This window comes from Erwinia sp. CGal63, from assembly GCF_037026505.1.
Classification (GTDB): Bacteria; Pseudomonadota; Gammaproteobacteria; order Enterobacterales; family Enterobacteriaceae; genus Erwinia.
The window spans coordinates 997,872-1,012,447 of record NZ_JAKUMN010000001.1; the positions used below are offsets into that span (position 1 = coordinate 997,872).

Annotated in this window: 14 protein-coding genes; 6 read left to right on the forward strand and 8 right to left on the reverse strand. The window is 53.0% G+C overall.

What is annotated here, in order from left to right; all coding sequences use genetic code 11:
* Complete coding sequence (locus MKZ79_RS04500) at positions 1 to 777, reverse strand: helix-turn-helix transcriptional regulator (RefSeq protein WP_336140404.1); 777 nt, start codon at positions 775 to 777, stop codon at positions 1 to 3.
* Between the two features lie 118 nt (positions 778 to 895).
* Here MKZ79_RS04500 and MKZ79_RS04505 point away from each other — a divergent pair, with 118 nt between their 5' ends.
* Positions 896 to 2,074: a YbfB/YjiJ family MFS transporter gene (locus MKZ79_RS04505; protein ID WP_336140405.1), complete on the forward strand. Its 1,179-nt coding sequence runs from the start codon at positions 896 to 898 to the stop codon at positions 2,072 to 2,074.
* A 13-nt stretch (positions 2,075 to 2,087) separates the two neighbouring features.
* Here MKZ79_RS04505 and MKZ79_RS04510 read toward each other — a convergent pair whose 3' ends face one another.
* The gene (locus MKZ79_RS04510) at positions 2,088 to 2,480 is read right to left on the reverse strand and encodes a hypothetical protein (protein WP_336140406.1); all 393 of its coding nucleotides are present in this window, start codon (positions 2,478 to 2,480) and stop codon (positions 2,088 to 2,090) included.
* Between the two features lie 275 nt (positions 2,481 to 2,755).
* Here MKZ79_RS04510 and MKZ79_RS04515 point away from each other — a divergent pair, with 275 nt between their 5' ends.
* Positions 2,756 to 3,772: a C45 family peptidase gene (locus MKZ79_RS04515; RefSeq protein ID WP_336140407.1), complete on the forward strand. Its 1,017-nt coding sequence runs from the start codon at positions 2,756 to 2,758 to the stop codon at positions 3,770 to 3,772.
* Between the two features lie 5 nt (positions 3,773 to 3,777).
* Here the strand turns inward: MKZ79_RS04515 and MKZ79_RS04520 are convergent, their stop codons facing one another.
* The 3 genes from MKZ79_RS04520 to MKZ79_RS04530 form a co-directional block, all read right to left on the reverse strand.
* Positions 3,778 to 4,002, reverse strand: a complete 225-nt coding sequence (locus MKZ79_RS04520) for a hypothetical protein (RefSeq protein ID WP_336140408.1) — start codon at positions 4,000 to 4,002, stop codon at positions 3,778 to 3,780.
* A 12-nt stretch (positions 4,003 to 4,014) separates the two neighbouring features.
* Positions 4,015 to 4,983: an Rpn family recombination-promoting nuclease/putative transposase gene (locus tag MKZ79_RS04525; protein WP_336140409.1), complete on the reverse strand. Its 969-nt coding sequence runs from the start codon at positions 4,981 to 4,983 to the stop codon at positions 4,015 to 4,017.
* A gap of 470 nt (positions 4,984 to 5,453) precedes the next feature.
* Entirely contained in the window at positions 5,454 to 6,638 is a 1,185-nt protein-coding gene (locus MKZ79_RS04530) for an MFS transporter (protein WP_336140410.1), read from the reverse strand.
* 189 nt (positions 6,639 to 6,827) lie between these two features.
* On the opposite strand from MKZ79_RS04530, the gene MKZ79_RS04535 reads away from it, so the two are divergent.
* Positions 6,828 to 7,070 (forward strand): YmjA family protein, encoded by a 243-nt coding sequence (locus MKZ79_RS04535; RefSeq protein WP_336140411.1) that lies wholly within the window; start codon positions 6,828 to 6,830, stop codon positions 7,068 to 7,070.
* Between the two features lie 502 nt (positions 7,071 to 7,572).
* On the opposite strand, the gene MKZ79_RS04540 is transcribed toward MKZ79_RS04535, so the two are convergent.
* A complete protein-coding gene (locus tag MKZ79_RS04540) occupies positions 7,573 to 9,090 on the reverse strand; it encodes a helix-turn-helix domain-containing protein (RefSeq protein WP_336140412.1) in 1,518 nt (505 codons plus the stop codon).
* Between the two features lie 200 nt (positions 9,091 to 9,290).
* Between MKZ79_RS04540 and MKZ79_RS04545 the strand changes: the two genes are divergently transcribed.
* The 3 genes from MKZ79_RS04545 to MKZ79_RS04555 all read left to right on the forward strand — a co-directional run bounded on the left by MKZ79_RS04545 (position 9,291) and on the right by MKZ79_RS04555 (position 13,110).
* Positions 9,291 to 10,004 carry a hypothetical protein gene (locus tag MKZ79_RS04545; protein ID WP_336140413.1) on the forward strand — a complete coding sequence of 238 codons (714 nt, stop codon included), beginning with the start codon at positions 9,291 to 9,293 and terminating at the stop codon, positions 10,002 to 10,004.
* Between the two features lie 378 nt (positions 10,005 to 10,382).
* On the forward strand, positions 10,383 to 11,669 hold the full coding sequence (locus tag MKZ79_RS04550; protein WP_336140414.1) for a methyl-accepting chemotaxis protein: 1,287 nt from the start codon (positions 10,383 to 10,385) through the stop codon (positions 11,667 to 11,669).
* 256 nt (positions 11,670 to 11,925) lie between these two features.
* Positions 11,926 to 13,110 carry a pyridoxal phosphate-dependent aminotransferase gene (locus tag MKZ79_RS04555; RefSeq protein ID WP_336140415.1) on the forward strand — a complete coding sequence of 395 codons (1,185 nt, stop codon included), beginning with the start codon at positions 11,926 to 11,928 and terminating at the stop codon, positions 13,108 to 13,110.
* Positions 13,111 to 13,354: 244 nt separating this feature from the next.
* Here MKZ79_RS04555 and MKZ79_RS04560 read toward each other — a convergent pair whose 3' ends face one another.
* Together MKZ79_RS04560 and MKZ79_RS04565 are read right to left on the reverse strand one after the other, a co-directional pair.
* A complete protein-coding gene (locus MKZ79_RS04560) occupies positions 13,355 to 14,002 on the reverse strand; it encodes a DUF1109 domain-containing protein (RefSeq protein WP_336140416.1) in 648 nt (215 codons plus the stop codon).
* Complete coding sequence (locus MKZ79_RS04565) at positions 13,989 to 14,534, reverse strand: sigma-70 family RNA polymerase sigma factor (RefSeq protein ID WP_336140417.1); 546 nt, start codon at positions 14,532 to 14,534, stop codon at positions 13,989 to 13,991. Before MKZ79_RS04565 ends, MKZ79_RS04560 begins: the two co-directional genes overlap by 14 nt.
* Between the last annotated feature and the right edge of the window lie 42 nt (positions 14,535 to 14,576).

Below are 14,576 nucleotides of genomic sequence, written 5' to 3' on the forward strand. Positions count from 1 at the left end.
CTATTTTGACTCCGAAGCGCGGCAGAGATAGAAAATCAAAAAGAGACCTGGCGCGCTTTCCACTTCGAGCGCGCTGTAGGTGTAGTGATGAATCTTTCCCTGGCGATCGATAATCGCCTTATTGCCCGTGCCGAACTTACTGACGTCCTGCCGATGCCACATTGCGTTAAAAGCTTCGCTGCGTTCGGCAAGATCTTTTATCACCCGCTCGAACTCTTCCGCGTAATTGCTGGCGGCGTAATAGGTGCGAAAAGCGGCGAGGGTATGTTGCGCCGCCTGATCCCACTGATGAATAATCTGCCTATAGTCGTCGTTGATAAACATCAGCTTCAGCGAGTTGCGGTCGTGTTCGGCAATAGTCGACCAGTCAAAAATTTGCGCTTTAGCCGCTTCGTTCCAGTAGAGAATATCCATATTGGCACGTCGAATAAAAGCCGGATGCGGCGACAGCGCATCCACCATGACTTTAACCTCATGCGGTATCGCGCCTGGTTTTGGCCGATCTTTCGCGCCGAAAATCAGCGCCTCAAGATAATCCTGCTCGGTCGTGGAAAGCTGTAGCACCTTGCCGATGCGCTGCAGCGCGGCGGGTGAGATACTGATATCGCGTCCTTGCTCAAGCCAGGTATACCAGCTGACGCTGACGGCGGCGAGCTGCGCCACTTCTTCCCGCCGCAGGCCTTTTACCCGACGCTGCTGCACCGGGAAACCAAAATCTTCAGGATTAAGCCGCGAACGATGATGCGTCAGGAAGTTTTTCACATCCTCGTTGCGCATTATTTGCGCTCCAGGGTATGAGTGCCGGTCATAGGATAATTCGCCCCATTTTTTATTCTGCCATTGCGAAATAGTATGGCCGCCAGATTAAGTTATCTCGCAGGAGTAAAGCAAAATTATGTCGGTTCACTCTTTGCCGGAACGGCGCGCAGCAGAACAGCCGGAAGGCAGTACGCTCGCTATCATGCTGACCGGTATTATCACGCTGGTCGCCGTGATGGGCATTGGCCGCTTTTCATTGACGCCGCAAATCCCGTTAATGATTGGCGATGGTTATCTCTCGCTCTCCAGCGCCGGTATTCTGGCGGCAATGAATTATATCGGTTATTTACTGGGCGCTATTCACGTCAGCAAATTAAAAAATAATCATGCCGCGTATTTAAAAGCGGGGCTGACGGCAACGGTATTGGTTACGCTGTTATCCGCCGTAACGGGCAATTTTGCGCTGCAGTGCCTGTTTCGCTTTATTTCCGGCGTGGGCGGCGCATGGGCGCTGATTATCGTGACCTCCTGGACGCAGCTGGTGCTGGCAGGCAGGCAGGCGCCGAAACGCTCTGCGGCGGTATTTACCGGGCCGGGCATTGGCATCGCTTTAACCGGCGTGCTGGCCTGGGCGATGGCCTGTGCGGACTTTAACTCTTCGCAGGCGTGGCTGATCTACGGTATTGCGGCGACCGTCGCCGCCGCCGTGATTTTCAACCGGTTGCCGAAAACCCTGGCTTCCGCCAGCGGTTCAGCGAAACCTGCGCCGCTGAATCGCAATCTGAAGTTTTTGCTGGCGGCCTATACTCTGGCGGGCTTCGGCTACATTCTTCCCGCTACTTTTCTGTCGCAAATGGCGCACGGCATCTTTACGCATGGTCACCAGGCGGCGCTATTCTGGCCACTGTTCGGGCTGGCCGCCGTGGCGGGCGTGCTGCTCGTGATCGCTTTCGCCGCCCGTATCGCTACCCGGCCAGCGTTAGCGGCGGCGATGATAATGCAGGGAGTTGGCGTCGCCAGCGTCGTCTTTTTTCACGATGCAAAAGGTCTGCTTATCGCCACGCTGCTGACCGGGCTGGGTTTTCTGTCGATTATGCAGCTTTCGATGCGGCTGGCGCGTGAGGTTTCCAGCGGGGCGGTGGCGCGAACGGTAGCGGTGCTCACTTCGGGCTACGCAACGGGGCAGCTTATCGGCCCACTGGTTTCCTCGGTCAGCGTAACGCTGTTTCACTCGCTGCAACCGGCGTTGCTGTTGGCGGCGGCGGGACTGGCGCTGGGTGGAGTAGTTGTGCTGAGCGGTATTAAACAGGAATGATTAACGGGCCGCTTTAAAAGCGGCCTTTTTTAAGCGGCTGTTGGCAGAGTTCCGCCGCCACTTCGTCCAGTTCACGATCGTAGCTGGCGCGCTCGCCCGCACTTAAAAAGCCCTGTTTTTTCACAAAACCGTTAGCGTCCTGGCGTATCCGCGCCACGCGACGCCAGAGCTTATCCGCCTGGGCCTGAGACAGGCTGCGCGCTTTGCGGGCGTTGCCAATATCGGCCTGCAGAATATCGGCACGTACGGCAATATGCGCCTGACGCGGATCGCTAATCGCGCCGCCGGTTTCGCCTTCGACGTGGCGCTGGGTTTTCAAATCGCAACCCGGATAGTCCGGCGCTTTCAGCGCGGCGTCCGCTAACAAAGGCAGCAGGGAAAGCGTGGCAGCCAGCAAAATCTTCATCAATCACCTGTCTTAACAGCCAGAAAAACAGGGATTTTAGCGGGCGACGAAAATTTTGCTACTTAAGTTTTAATCAGCGTAATGGAAACGCCGTTACCGCTCCTGTCTGGCAGCCCGCTACAGCTTGCAGAGAGGTAATTTGCGTTTTACAGATTCGCGTAGCCTGTCAGGGTAGGCAAGCCCGCATTCTGTTCTGATTTGGCGATCTTTTTCTTTACTCTTCAATGCTACCTTGTCAGCTTATCGCGCTAACAAATAAAACAGGTTATCTGACAATGCATATCCTTACCCTGACCGGCTCGCCCTTTGAGACAGGACGCCAGCTGGGCGAATTTGGCCGCGAGGCTTATCAGCAAAAAATCCGCGCAACCGCGCTGTGGCGCATGACAAGCGAGCTGCAGGCTTCCACAAGCTGCGTGGCGATGCGCGAGCTGGTTGAGCACCATTTTCCGCTGATCTGGCAGGAGCTGGAAGGGCTGGCGGCAGGCCTGGAGGCGCCGATCGCAGAGGTTTTCGCCTGGAACTGTCGCGGCGATCTGGTACGTTCCACTTCTGACGGCTGCACCACGGTGGCGACGCTGACCGCTGACGGCGCCATAGTCGCCCACAACGAAGATGGTTTTCCCCAGCTGCGCGGCGACTGCGCGTTGGCGCACGTCCGGCCTGAGGATGGCGTAGCCTTTAGCTGTTTCGTCTATCCCGGCTCGCTTTGCGGCCACACTTTTGCGGTGAACGAGTTTGGCATCGTCAATACCGTCAATAATATCCGTGCGGCGGATCGTCCTTCAGGTTTGCCGCGTCAGGTGCTGGCGCGCGCGGCGCTTAACGCCACTACCCTTGATGAAGCGATTGCTGTTTTAACAACGTTGCCAAGATGCGGCGCGTTTCACCATACGCTGGCACAGGCGGGAGACGAACGCCTCTTTAGCGTGGAAGCGACCGGCAACGCCAGCTCTGTTCTGCCCCTAAGCCAGCCTTATGGCCACGCCAACCATCTGATCCATTCGCGCCTTGCGGCACAGGCGCAGGTGATTACCGGCAGTTCAGCCGCACGTCAGCAGCGTCTGGCGCAGCTGCTGGAAAAGGGCGGTTTTGATGCCGACGGCGCGATCGCGATGCTTTCCGATAGCCACAACGAGGCGCTGCCGCTTTACCGCCAGGCGCCAGACGATCCGGACGAAGAGAACACGCTGGCGACAGCCTGCTTTGTTCTGACCCGACAGGAAGTGCTCTGGCAGGTGTTCTGCACCGACCGCCATTTACCAGAGCATAAGGGAAGCGTCACCAGATAAAATCCTCATTCGCCTTTAGGCACAGGCGCGTTTAACTTGCCTGGTATCCCCAGCGCTGTCGTGCGGCAGTGCTGCCACTCTATTACGCCGGTACCGCGCGCAATGCGCTGTTCCGCGATATGCAGACACAGGAGTGGCAGGCAGTCATCGACACGAATATGAACTCGCTGTTTGTTACCCGACAGGTTATCGAAGACATGATGGCGCGCGGTTGGGGGGAGAATAATCAATATCTCTTCGCTTTATGCGTTGCCAGCGGTTTCGGGAGCGCGGCGAGTCATCCGATGGCGAAGCCGCGCCAGCTCTTTTTTCGGCAGGCGGGTGGCCTTCAGGACAACATCGAAAGGAATGCCCATCTTGAGCAGGCTGCGCGCCACTTCCAGTTTTCCTTTGGCGCGGCCTTTCTCTATACCTTTTTCCAGGCCTTTCTTCATACCTCTTTGCTCAAGCTGTTCTGCAATGGTCATCAGTTCATCCTTATGCTGTGGCACTCGCTGTGCCAGTTCACGTAGAAAAGCGTCCATATCGGGGGTTTCTCCCGCCCGTACCAGATAGTTTATCAAGGTGGAAAATTGCTGTCCTGTGATCCGCGTCGTTTTTAGCAGTGACGCCAGTTTTTTCGGCAGGGAGGCCAGGTCGCAGCTACGGATATGTTTTTGCAGCAGCGTTAACGGCGCCATTCTGCGGTGGCGCATAATTTCATCATCAGGAATAAGCGTGATGTCGATCAGTGGAAAAGCTTTGCCATAAAGCTGCGCGGCCAGCGCAGGATCGTCGAAATTATCCAGCCATCGGGTGGAAAAAGGCCAGGGCTTGCGGCCGGTATAGAAGAGTATTGGGATCACCAGCGGCAGCTTTTTATAGCCCGACTCCAGATGGCGCTGCATGGTGGCCACCGCATAGCGGAGCAGTCGGAAAGCCATATGGCTGTCCGGCGTCGACTGATGTTCAATCAGGACATAGACAGCGCCGCGACCCGTTCGTGTCTGCAGGCTGTAAAGCACGTCGCAAAAACTGGGGCGCAGCTCTTCTGAAATAAAGCTTCCTGACGCCAGTTTCAACGTGCTGAGATCGCAGGCTGCCAGCAGCGTTGCAGGCAGATGCAGCCTGATAAAATCCCGCGCCGTCGCGGTATGCGTTAAAAATTTTCTGAACACCGCATCGTGCGGCGTAGCCAGGTTTTTTCTGCCTTGCGGCGCGCCTGCCTTCATCGTTACCTCCCTGTTCCTGGCGTTCCGGCAACGCTTATCCAGCCTGACTTAATAGCTGGCGGAAGATTGCCTGGTTATCTTTTTCATGCTTTCGGGTAACCTTATTCTTTTTCTTTGTGGCGTCAATGCCGCTGGGGGCATTTTATTAAACTTAATTTAATGATGGGGCAGGGATCGAAAATAAATGAACAAGCCTGAAAAAATAACTATCCCTTTGCGATACTTCTTCGGAAATTAATATAAAGCAGGAGTGCATATTGAAAAAAAGGCTCAGGGTAGCTTTAATTGGGCGATAAAAGACCGCCAGCACTGCGGCACGCTATTTTACTCAGGCATCCGTGCTGATACGGCGTTTCTTTTTGTTTTCCAGCGCTACGCCCAAATGTTGTGGGCGTAACATCGTTATCGCGGCTAAAATGACGTGAGCCATTTTAGCTGGTGGGCTGAAAGGCGGGTTATACCCGCCATGCTCAGGCTTTTTCCGGCGCGAAGCGGGTTAAAAATAGCGTTATCAGGCAGATCGCAATGCCGGCCAGAAAGGTCGATTGCGACCCCCAGAAGTCCCATAGCACTCCCGCGCCCAGGCTTGCCAGCAACAGAGCCACGCCGCTGATCAGGCTGAATATACCAAAAGCGGTGCCGCGCAGATCGGCTGGCGCAGTGCGAGCAATCATCGCATTGAGCAAACCCTGAGTAATGCCCATATGCACGCCCCAGAGCGCGACGCCTGCGATGATCCCTTGCCAGCTTTGACTTAGCGCCAGCACGCCGTCGGCGACAATAAGCACGCCAAGACCCAGCTGCAACAAACGTCGATGGCTGACACGGTCGGAAAGCTGGCCAAACGGGTAGGCGACAAACGAATAGACCAGGTTCATCGCCACCATCACCAGGGGGATCAAGGCCAGCGGGATCGCCACCTGCTGAGCGCGCAGCACCAGAAAAGCCTCGCTGAAGCGGGCCAGCGTAAACAGGCCGCCCAGACCAATAACCCACCAACAGTCCGCGCCAAGCCGCCTGAGGTTTTCCCTGGTCACAGGATTCTGACGGCGGTGTGCAACCAGCGCCTGCGGCTCTTTCAGGCCAAAAAAGAGCAGGGCGACGGCAAGGAACGCCGGGATGACCGCCACCCAATAAATGGCGCGAAAGTTGTTATGCCATAGCAGCATCAGCCCGACGGCAAGCAGCGGCCCAAGAAACGCACCGATGGTATCCAGCGTCTGACGCAGACCATAGGCCGCTCCGCGAATATCTGGCGGCGTGACATCCGCAACCAGCGCGTCACGTGGCGCGCCGCGGATCCCTTTACCCAGGCGGTCGACCATCCGGGCGCTAAAAATCATGCCTGACGAGGAGGCAAGCGCAAAGAAAGGTTTGCTGAGCGCACCCAGCCCATATCCCAACACCGCCAGCCCTTTACGCTTGCCGATGTAGTCGCTGATCACACCAGAAAAAACCTTTACAATCAGCGCAGTGGCTTCTGCCAGTCCCTCAATCAGACCAATAATCATCACGGGCGTACCCAGCACGGTAGCCATAAATAACGGCAGCAGGCTGTGTATCATCTCGGATGAAATATCCATCAGCAGGCTGACAAAGCCGATAATCCATACGCCTGTCGGGATTCTGCGAAGTATGGCGAAGTTCGAAGACATAACACGGTTCCTTGAGGTTTGTTCCTGAAGCGACGATTGAACAATAAGTTACGTCATTTGCAACTGCAAATGCAGACGATTAATGAGTTTCTGGCCGCAACGCTGGTAGAAATGTTTTCCCGGTTATGAAACTATTCTGACCGTGTGTTCCCGACAGTCAGTTGGGACAGAGATTGCAGAGGAAAATACATGAATGACGTGCCGCTAAAATACTATGACATCGTAGATGAGTATTCGATTGACGCCGCCGCGCCGGTAAGCGAGCAGGAAAAGGAAGGGCTGGCGCGCTATTTTCAGCTGCTGCTGACTCGCCTGACGAATAATGAAGAGATCAGCGAAGAAGCGCAGAAAGAGATGGCAAACGAAGCGGGCATTAATGAGCAGCGTATTGACGACATCGCCACGTTTCTGAATCAGTGGGGTAATGAGTAGCGTGCCGCTGCGGATGTCGTCGACCGAACTTGCCGGGCTGTTTTTGGCTAAGCGCCGAAGCTTTGTGGAATGGAGCCTGTTGCAAGCACCGTAAGAGTCTGAGGCTAACGATGAATCAGGATGCGGCCAGTTAGGAAGCGACTGGGCGATCTGGTTGCCGAGCGCGTCCTGATGACTTTGATTAGCTTCAGTAGAAACGCCACTGCGGAAATCTTCTAGTGACGGAAATCGTCACTTAGCCCTGGTGGGCATAGAAATTTGCCTCTGGATCATCTCTTTAATATCGGTGCGCATAATGTATATTATGTTAAATAATAGTCATTGGCACGTTCCAGCGGTTAAACAGCACGGTCGACTCGGAGCTCGTGTTCGTCTGGTCCGTCCCTTCCTGGGCCTTGATACGGGAATTCTCTTCACGAGCATACTTTTGCCAGCATCACGAGGCTATCTGCATTGCTGGTAACGTCGTATATCACCAACGATTAAACGTTTTCAGCGGACTTTACTCTTCCTGAGGCATTACCGGCATCAGGCCCACTTTTTCGCATTCAGACAGAATAAAAGTTTTCACCTTTTCTTCTTCTGATGGCAGCATTAAAAACGTTTCCGTTTTTCCTCCAAAGCTTTCTCCTGCACGATAAAGAAGATGCGAAAAATTCTTTAAAACCACCTGCTCAACTTTATAAACATCTTTCATAGCTCCGGTTACCTCCAGAATTGTGCGCGTTTCATGGTTGTTAAAGCGGTTGCGCACCTGTTGACTGGTTATACCAATTTTTTGCAAAAGCCCTTCCGGCAGCGTTATTTCTATAAAATAGAGGCGCCCGATCGCGTTAGCCAGTTGAGGATTTTTTTCAAAAGATTTTTCGCTGAAGCGACCGCATTGCGGCTTATAGACGACAGCTTCTTCCAGTGACATCAATTTTGTTCTGGCGATTAACCCGGGCAAGGTTAATTTGTAAGCTTCGGCCACTTCCTTCAGGGTGTTATAACAGACCCCGTCAAGCTCATAGCGCTCCAGTCCAGGCAAAGGTTGAAGGCCGAGACAAACTTCAAGCGGCAACCCCTGTTTCCTACGCCCCGTATAGGTCGATAAAGGCGTTTTACCGATTTTCTCCCAGGCATTCATTGCGCTGCGGTACTCAATGGAATTGATCACTACCCTGGCAGAGATTTCCTTACTAACTGCCTGCGTTGCGCTCAAGCCATTTATCGTGATCCGGTTGTAAACCAACCCTTCAGAGAGATGATAAGCCCTTGCAAGAGCAGCAATGTTCTTGTAGGCAATACCTTCCACTACATATTCTTTTATCTCGCGTGCTTGTCTGCTGGCATAAGCCTTTTTTTGAGATAGTAATGTATCACTGCTGACAGGATCGAGCCCTACAGCCTGTCTGGCTGAAGCATTCCTGTTTATTCTGTCCAGGATGGTATTATAAGGGACGTTATATTTTTTGGCCGCCTCTTTTAAGGTAATTTGCTGACCTTCCAGCGTTAAGGTTCTGGATTTCTTATTTTTACGTCCGTCTGTTTTTACAATAACGTCAAAAGCATGTTCAGGCTTCCAGCCCATTTTCAGGCGAGTACGTACGGTATTAAGTGAGATCGCGGGCTGCAGCTGTTGATAGGCATGGGTTGTATTGTCATAGGTTACTCCCTGAATTATTAGCGGATTACCCCTTTTTACTCGCTCCGGTTTTGTTTTTTCTTTTACTTCCCTCACCTTACCGTAGAAAATTTCTTTGTCGCTCCAGTCTTGATGGGCGCGCTTTACTGCCGCATTATAAGAAATGCCAGCAGCCTCAGCCAATGCTCTAAGAGTGGAGAAAGTTTTGCCATCAACCTTATATTCCCTGCTGATGTTTTTATTTTTTTTCTTCATTAACGCATCGTCAAGACTCCATCCCATTTTTAAACGCGTAGCAACAACAGAATAAGGAATTTTTGCATCTGAATTTTCTTTAACCAACGCGGACAGGCTGGAATAGGTTTTATTTTTGTAGATAATTTTTTTAGCCATGTTAAACACCAGAAGCAGTATTAATAAATTATATCTAATTATATCCTTTGCCTGCAGCCTTTCCCTCCTTTTTTTGCTATGCCAATCATTGTTCGATCCTCTGTTCTTCCTTACATATCAGACTGACTTTTAACTAAAGGTTTTCTTATCAGTGCCGATGAGTATAGCCGTAACCAAAATTTCTATTTAAAGGACTGTTAATGAACAATAATTTGCGCGCTTCACTCGTCTGTACCGCTTTCATTATGGCAGGCTGCGCCGATAATAAACCTTCACCACCAACAGAAAAAATGGTGCAATCCGCTACGGTTAAAGCCGATAACCAATCGCAGTTACTCATACAGGGTTGGTACGATCTCGAAACCTCAACAACACGCCCTTCAGACACCCAACTGCGGTATATAACGCCTGGCGACACCACGAAAACGGCCGCGCTAAAAACCTTTCAGTTTATTGCCATGACGCTGGCTGGCGGCGGTCAGGTGCAGTCTTTCAGCAAAGATCAGCTTAAAGGCCATGAGGTGAGCGGTTTGATAAATCCTTCATTGGACTGGCTGACGCCGCGCGTTAGCGCCATATTCAAAGCGGAAATGGAAAAGTTACCGGTGAAAAACTATGAAGCGCCAATAGTGATCAAACCTCTGGTATGGAAGCTGACCTACAAAAACCTGGCAGGCGGCGACGATAACTATCAGTTTGCCATGCTGACTACCCTGAGCCGGTTGGGCAAGGATAAGGAAGGTAAGGAACGCTATAAAGCTATTGAATGTTCCGCGCAAAAAGTGGATGTCCGGGAATATACCTTGCCGGAATGGCAGGCCAATAATTACGAAAAGGTCACTAAAATATCGCAAGAAATTATGGATAACTGTCTGAAAAAACTAGCGGACGAGGCAAACAGTTTTCTTTTTTAAACACGAGGTTTAGGGAGACAGTTCTCACAAGCGGAACAATTAAGTGAAAGAGCAATACTGCCTGGGCCTTTACTGTTAACTGCAACAGGAACCGCTATTTTAGAAACATCCGCTCAAACTTTCTTGCGTGTTGCCGATATTTGATTACAGGGGGCATCTGCCCGCCGTTTTTATACATCAGGAAAATTACCAAAACAGAAAACCCGGCCTGAGCACCTGAGTGCCTGAAGAGAAGCTGCCTTCGCCCTGTCTGACGAAGCGTTAAGCCTCCCGCCAGGGGAAAATGCGGCGTCATACCTGACCGCTGAGTACTCGTTTGCCGGGCCAGAAGCGCCTTGCAGCGAAATTATTGCGATCGTAAAACTTCCTGAGGTTGATATGTTTGGTGCGAAAAAATCGAGTCTTTCCCTGCCCTTGTCCCGAGGCAACGCTATTGTTAAGGATATCAATGCGATTAAGCAGCATGTGGCATGGATTGAATTTCTGCCCGACGGAGAAATTCTCAGCGCCAATCAGCAGTTTCTTGAAGTAACCGGCTATGAGCTGAGTGAAATTCAGGGCAAGCACCACCGCATTTTCTGCGATCCGGCCTACGTTCGCTCATCCGACTATAACCGTTTCTGGCAAACGCTGGCAGCGGGCGAATCCGTTACAGGCATTTTTGAACGCTTCAACAAACAGCATCAACGCTTCTACCTTAGCGCCACCTACTTTCCCGTTTGCGATGACAATGGCAGCGTTTACAAGGTAATTAAAATTGCCTCCGATATTACCGAGCGCCATCAGGAACTGGAGCAGAAAGAAGCGGTAATCGCCGCGCTGGATCGCTCTATGGCGGTGATTGAATTTACAACAGACGGCAAAATCATTACTGCGAACAATAATTTTCTGCAGCATATGGGCTATGCGCTGCCTGATATCGTTGGTCAGCATCATCGTATCTTCTGCTATGACACCTTCTATCGGGAAAACCCCGATTTCTGGCTGAAAATCGCCAAAGGCCAACATTTTGTCGGTCGCTTTGAGCGTAAAACCGCCGGCGGCGAACGTATCTGGCTTGAAGCCAGCTATAACCCGATTTATGACGCCGACGGCAAAGTCTGCAAGGTGATTAAAATCGCTTCGGATATTACTGCCCGCGTCGAAGCGGCAAAACGCGTGGCGGATATTGCGGTGACCACTTCGGAACAAACTTCGCAAATTACCCATAACGCTAACGAAGTGCTGGATGAAACCGTGCGCAACTCCGGTCAGGTGGCCATTAAGGTCAATGCCGCCAATGAGATCGGCACGCAGCTTAACGCCTCGGCGAAAAGCATCAGTGAGGTAGTCGATACCATCAATATGATCGCCTCGCAGACCAATATCCTGGCGCTAAACGCCGCCATTGAGTCCGCTCGCGCTGGCGAAGCTGGCCGTGGCTTCAGCGTGGTGGCCGCCGAGGTTCGCCGTCTGGCCGCTTCCACCGCCAGCGCCACACAGAAAATCACCTCGGTGGTCGACGTCAATACGCAGCTGATTAAGCAGATGTATGACGAGCTGGACGCGGTAAAACAGTTTGTGGTGACCGAGCAGGATAAAATCAGCGAGCTTTCCCGCAGCCTGCGCGAGATCAACAGCGGCGTGCATCAATTCGTTAGCGTAATCCATCGGCTGGATGTGTAGCGCGGACTTCCCTGCTCTCTTTTACTTTGTCCGGGCACTGTTGGTGCATCCCTGCACCACCAGCGCCCGGACAAGGTGATAATTGTTAAAATAATTTATGCTTTTCCCTGGATGTGCTGACTCATGCACGTTTGTTCATATTGCGCGGTTAAAGGCTTTTCGATAATTACACAGTATTAACAAAAAGTTGCCGTCAGCAACCTGGCATAGTTACTGCATTCTCCCTGGTGACATCAATTAAAAAGGAGAATGTTTGATGAATTTTATGCCAAACGATAACAAGGTCGTGGACAGCAAACGCCGTAGCTTGCTGAAGCTTTCCGGCATGCTGATGGGAAGCGCGGCGGTCGCTACAGGTTTGAGTAAACCCGCTTTCGCCGTCGCGCCGACGGGTGCAGCAACATTTACCCCGCCTGGAGCCGACAATCCCATCCGCATCAACTTCAATGAAAATGCGCTTGGCATGTCGCCCAAAGCGCAGGCCGCCGCACGCAACGCCGTAGCGAAAGCCCATCGCTACGCCAAAGCGGAGATTACCGCGCTGGGGCAAAAAGTCGCTGAATATCATCAGATCTCGCCTTCGTCAATCCTGCTGACCGCGGGCTCGTCCGAAGGCATTCGCGCGGCGGTAGAAGCCTGGTCACCGCTGGGATCGCAGCTGGTCATTCCTGAGCTGACCTATGGCGACGGCGAGCATTTTGCCAATATCGCCGGAATGAAAGTCACTAAGGTGAAAGCGCTGGCCAACTGGGCGTTTGATATCGCAGGCATGAAAGCGGCGGTCGCCAGCCATAGCGGCCCTTCACTGGTTTATCTGGTTAATCCCAATAATCCTACAGGCACGATTACCCCCGCCGATCTTATTGAGCCCTGGATTAAGAGCAAGCCCGCCAATACGATGTTTATCGTGGACGAAGCCTATGCCGAGTTTGTTAACGACAAACGCTTCCGTTCCGTTTCGCCGCTGATAGCTCAGGGCATGGATAACGTCATATTGCTGAAAACTTTTTCCAAAATTCACGCCATGGCGGGTATGCGGGTTGGCTATGCGGTGGCGCATCCAAACGCCATCGCCCTGCTGGAAAGGCATGTTGCCGGAGAAAAAATCAATTTTTGCGGCGTGGACGCGGCGCTGGCCTCTATGAACGATCCCGCTTTTATCGCTTACAGTAAAAAAAGTAACGACCTGTCACGTCAGATCCTGCTTAAAGCCCTGGACGAACTGCAGCTGCCTTATTTGCCTTCAGAAGGTAACTTTGTTTTCCACCAGCTGAAAACGCCGCTGAAAGATTACCAGCAGCATATGGCTGACGCTAACGTACTGGTTGGCCGTGCTTTTCCACCCGCTGATAACTGGTGCCGAATTTCCCTGGGGACGCCGCAGGAAATGCAGTGGGTCGCCGATACCCTGCGGCAGTTTCGGAACAAGGGTTGGGTATAGTCGCTGAAGGATAATTGCTGCACCGGAGAAGTGCTTCTGAAAAAAGCAGGCTGCCTTTAAGGTGAATAATTCTCCCGTGTCGCAACGCGCGGGTGAGATAAGGCATTACGCTGATAACAGTCAGCCAAAGAGTGACTGACTATCTTCTTTCCTTCATCGCAGGGTGCCAGCCAGGGATTAGCATGAATGGCGGCATCCTGAGTTTCTGTCTTTACTGGACTGTTGCTGGCTGTGTCGGCGCCGATTAAATCCGGCCATCCAGCCGGATCCAGCGCCGTCCGGCGAAAACGGTCATGGCGATAATTGTCGCTCCCGCTGCCATATGCATGGCGAAATCAATCATATGCAGATGCGTTTCATGACAGAGCGACAGCAGCAGCGACGACATAAAGGCGATGCCGCAGCCGGCCAGCGCCAGGCTTCTGCCCGGATAGAGCGCGCGGGAGCGGCGCAGCGCCGTAATGGAGATCGCCACCATCGGCAGGCTGGCGGAGAGCATAAACAGATAGCAGTGAATCCCTTCGCCAAACTCTCCGGCACCCGCAGGCGCTCCGGCAAAAGTCATATTGCTCAGGTTCAGCCCCAGCCAGCACAGCGCCAGTAGCGCCAGCCACTTCAGCCGCAGAGGTTGTCTGCCGGCCAGGCTCAGCGTGAAGGAGCCCGCTATCGCGCCACTGCCAAGCATAAAGGCGAGCAGCAGCGCCAGCAGCGCGGAAAGCGCGCCAGGTTGCGACCAGTCGGTAAACCGGCCGTGCAGCGCCCAGCTGCTGATGGCGCCGCAGGGCAGCACCAGCAGAATCCAGGCGGCCACGCGCCAGCCGACGGGCCAGAGTCGTTTTACCGGCGTGGCCGAGCCGCTTAGTTGATCGATAAACCGATCATGATTTCTCATGATTGCCGTTTCCCAATTTACGAAGGTTGAGCATCGCACGATGCAAAAGTGATTTTACGGCGGACACCGACAGATTCGTTTCGGCGGCGGCCTGCGCCAGGCTCTGCTCGCGCAGGTGCACCGATTCCACAATCTCGCGCTGTCTGACAGGCAGGCTTTGCAGATAGCCATTAAGCTCCTGAGGATCTTCCGCTGGCGAATATTCTGCCGCCTGAAGATTCAGCAACTCCTCATCCGGCACTTCCTGATATCTGCCGCGCTGTCGCAAGGCGTCAATCGCTCTTGCTGAGGTGATAGCCGCGACCCACGGCAGAATGGGCCGCTGCGGATCGTAGGTGTGACGCACGCGATGGATAGCCAACAGCGTTTCCTGAATCACGTCTTCCACCAGCGCCTCATCGGCTACTTTTTTGCGGGCGAAAGCACGAATGGCCGGCACCATAGCTTTAAGCAGCTGATTATAGGCGGCCCGATCGCCAGCCTGCGCGCGAGCCATCAGTGCAGGCCATCGCTGCGTCTCAGCCGCTGGCATCAAGCGTCCCGCGCGTGTCAGCTATCTGATCGAACGCCATAA

Excerpts from the sequence above, each read along its gene's own strand:
- MKZ79_RS04560 (WP_336140416.1), bottom strand. The coding sequence starts at position 14,002 with ATGAGAAATCATGATCGGTTTATCGATCAACTAAGCGGCTCGGCCACG.
- MKZ79_RS04550 (WP_336140414.1), top strand. The coding sequence starts at position 10,383 with ATGTTTGGTGCGAAAAAATCGAGTCTTTCCCTGCCCTTGTCCCGAGGC.
- MKZ79_RS04555 (WP_336140415.1), top strand. The coding sequence starts at position 11,926 with ATGAATTTTATGCCAAACGATAACAAGGTCGTGGACAGCAAACGCCGT.
- MKZ79_RS04545 (WP_336140413.1), top strand. The coding sequence starts at position 9,291 with ATGAACAATAATTTGCGCGCTTCACTCGTCTGTACCGCTTTCATTATG.
- MKZ79_RS04540 (WP_336140412.1), bottom strand. The coding sequence starts at position 9,090 with ATGGCTAAAAAAATTATCTACAAAAATAAAACCTATTCCAGCCTGTCC.
- MKZ79_RS04515 (WP_336140407.1), top strand. The coding sequence starts at position 2,756 with ATGCATATCCTTACCCTGACCGGCTCGCCCTTTGAGACAGGACGCCAG.
- MKZ79_RS04565 (WP_336140417.1), bottom strand. The coding sequence starts at position 14,534 with ATGCCAGCGGCTGAGACGCAGCGATGGCCTGCACTGATGGCTCGCGCG.
- MKZ79_RS04500 (WP_336140404.1), bottom strand. The coding sequence starts at position 777 with ATGCGCAACGAGGATGTGAAAAACTTCCTGACGCATCATCGTTCGCGG.
- MKZ79_RS04530 (WP_336140410.1), bottom strand. The coding sequence starts at position 6,638 with ATGTCTTCGAACTTCGCCATACTTCGCAGAATCCCGACAGGCGTATGG.
- MKZ79_RS04525 (WP_336140409.1), bottom strand. The coding sequence starts at position 4,983 with ATGAAGGCAGGCGCGCCGCAAGGCAGAAAAAACCTGGCTACGCCGCAC.
- MKZ79_RS04510 (WP_336140406.1), bottom strand. The coding sequence starts at position 2,480 with ATGAAGATTTTGCTGGCTGCCACGCTTTCCCTGCTGCCTTTGTTAGCG.
- MKZ79_RS04535 (WP_336140411.1), top strand. The coding sequence starts at position 6,828 with ATGAATGACGTGCCGCTAAAATACTATGACATCGTAGATGAGTATTCG.
- MKZ79_RS04505 (WP_336140405.1), top strand. The coding sequence starts at position 896 with ATGTCGGTTCACTCTTTGCCGGAACGGCGCGCAGCAGAACAGCCGGAA.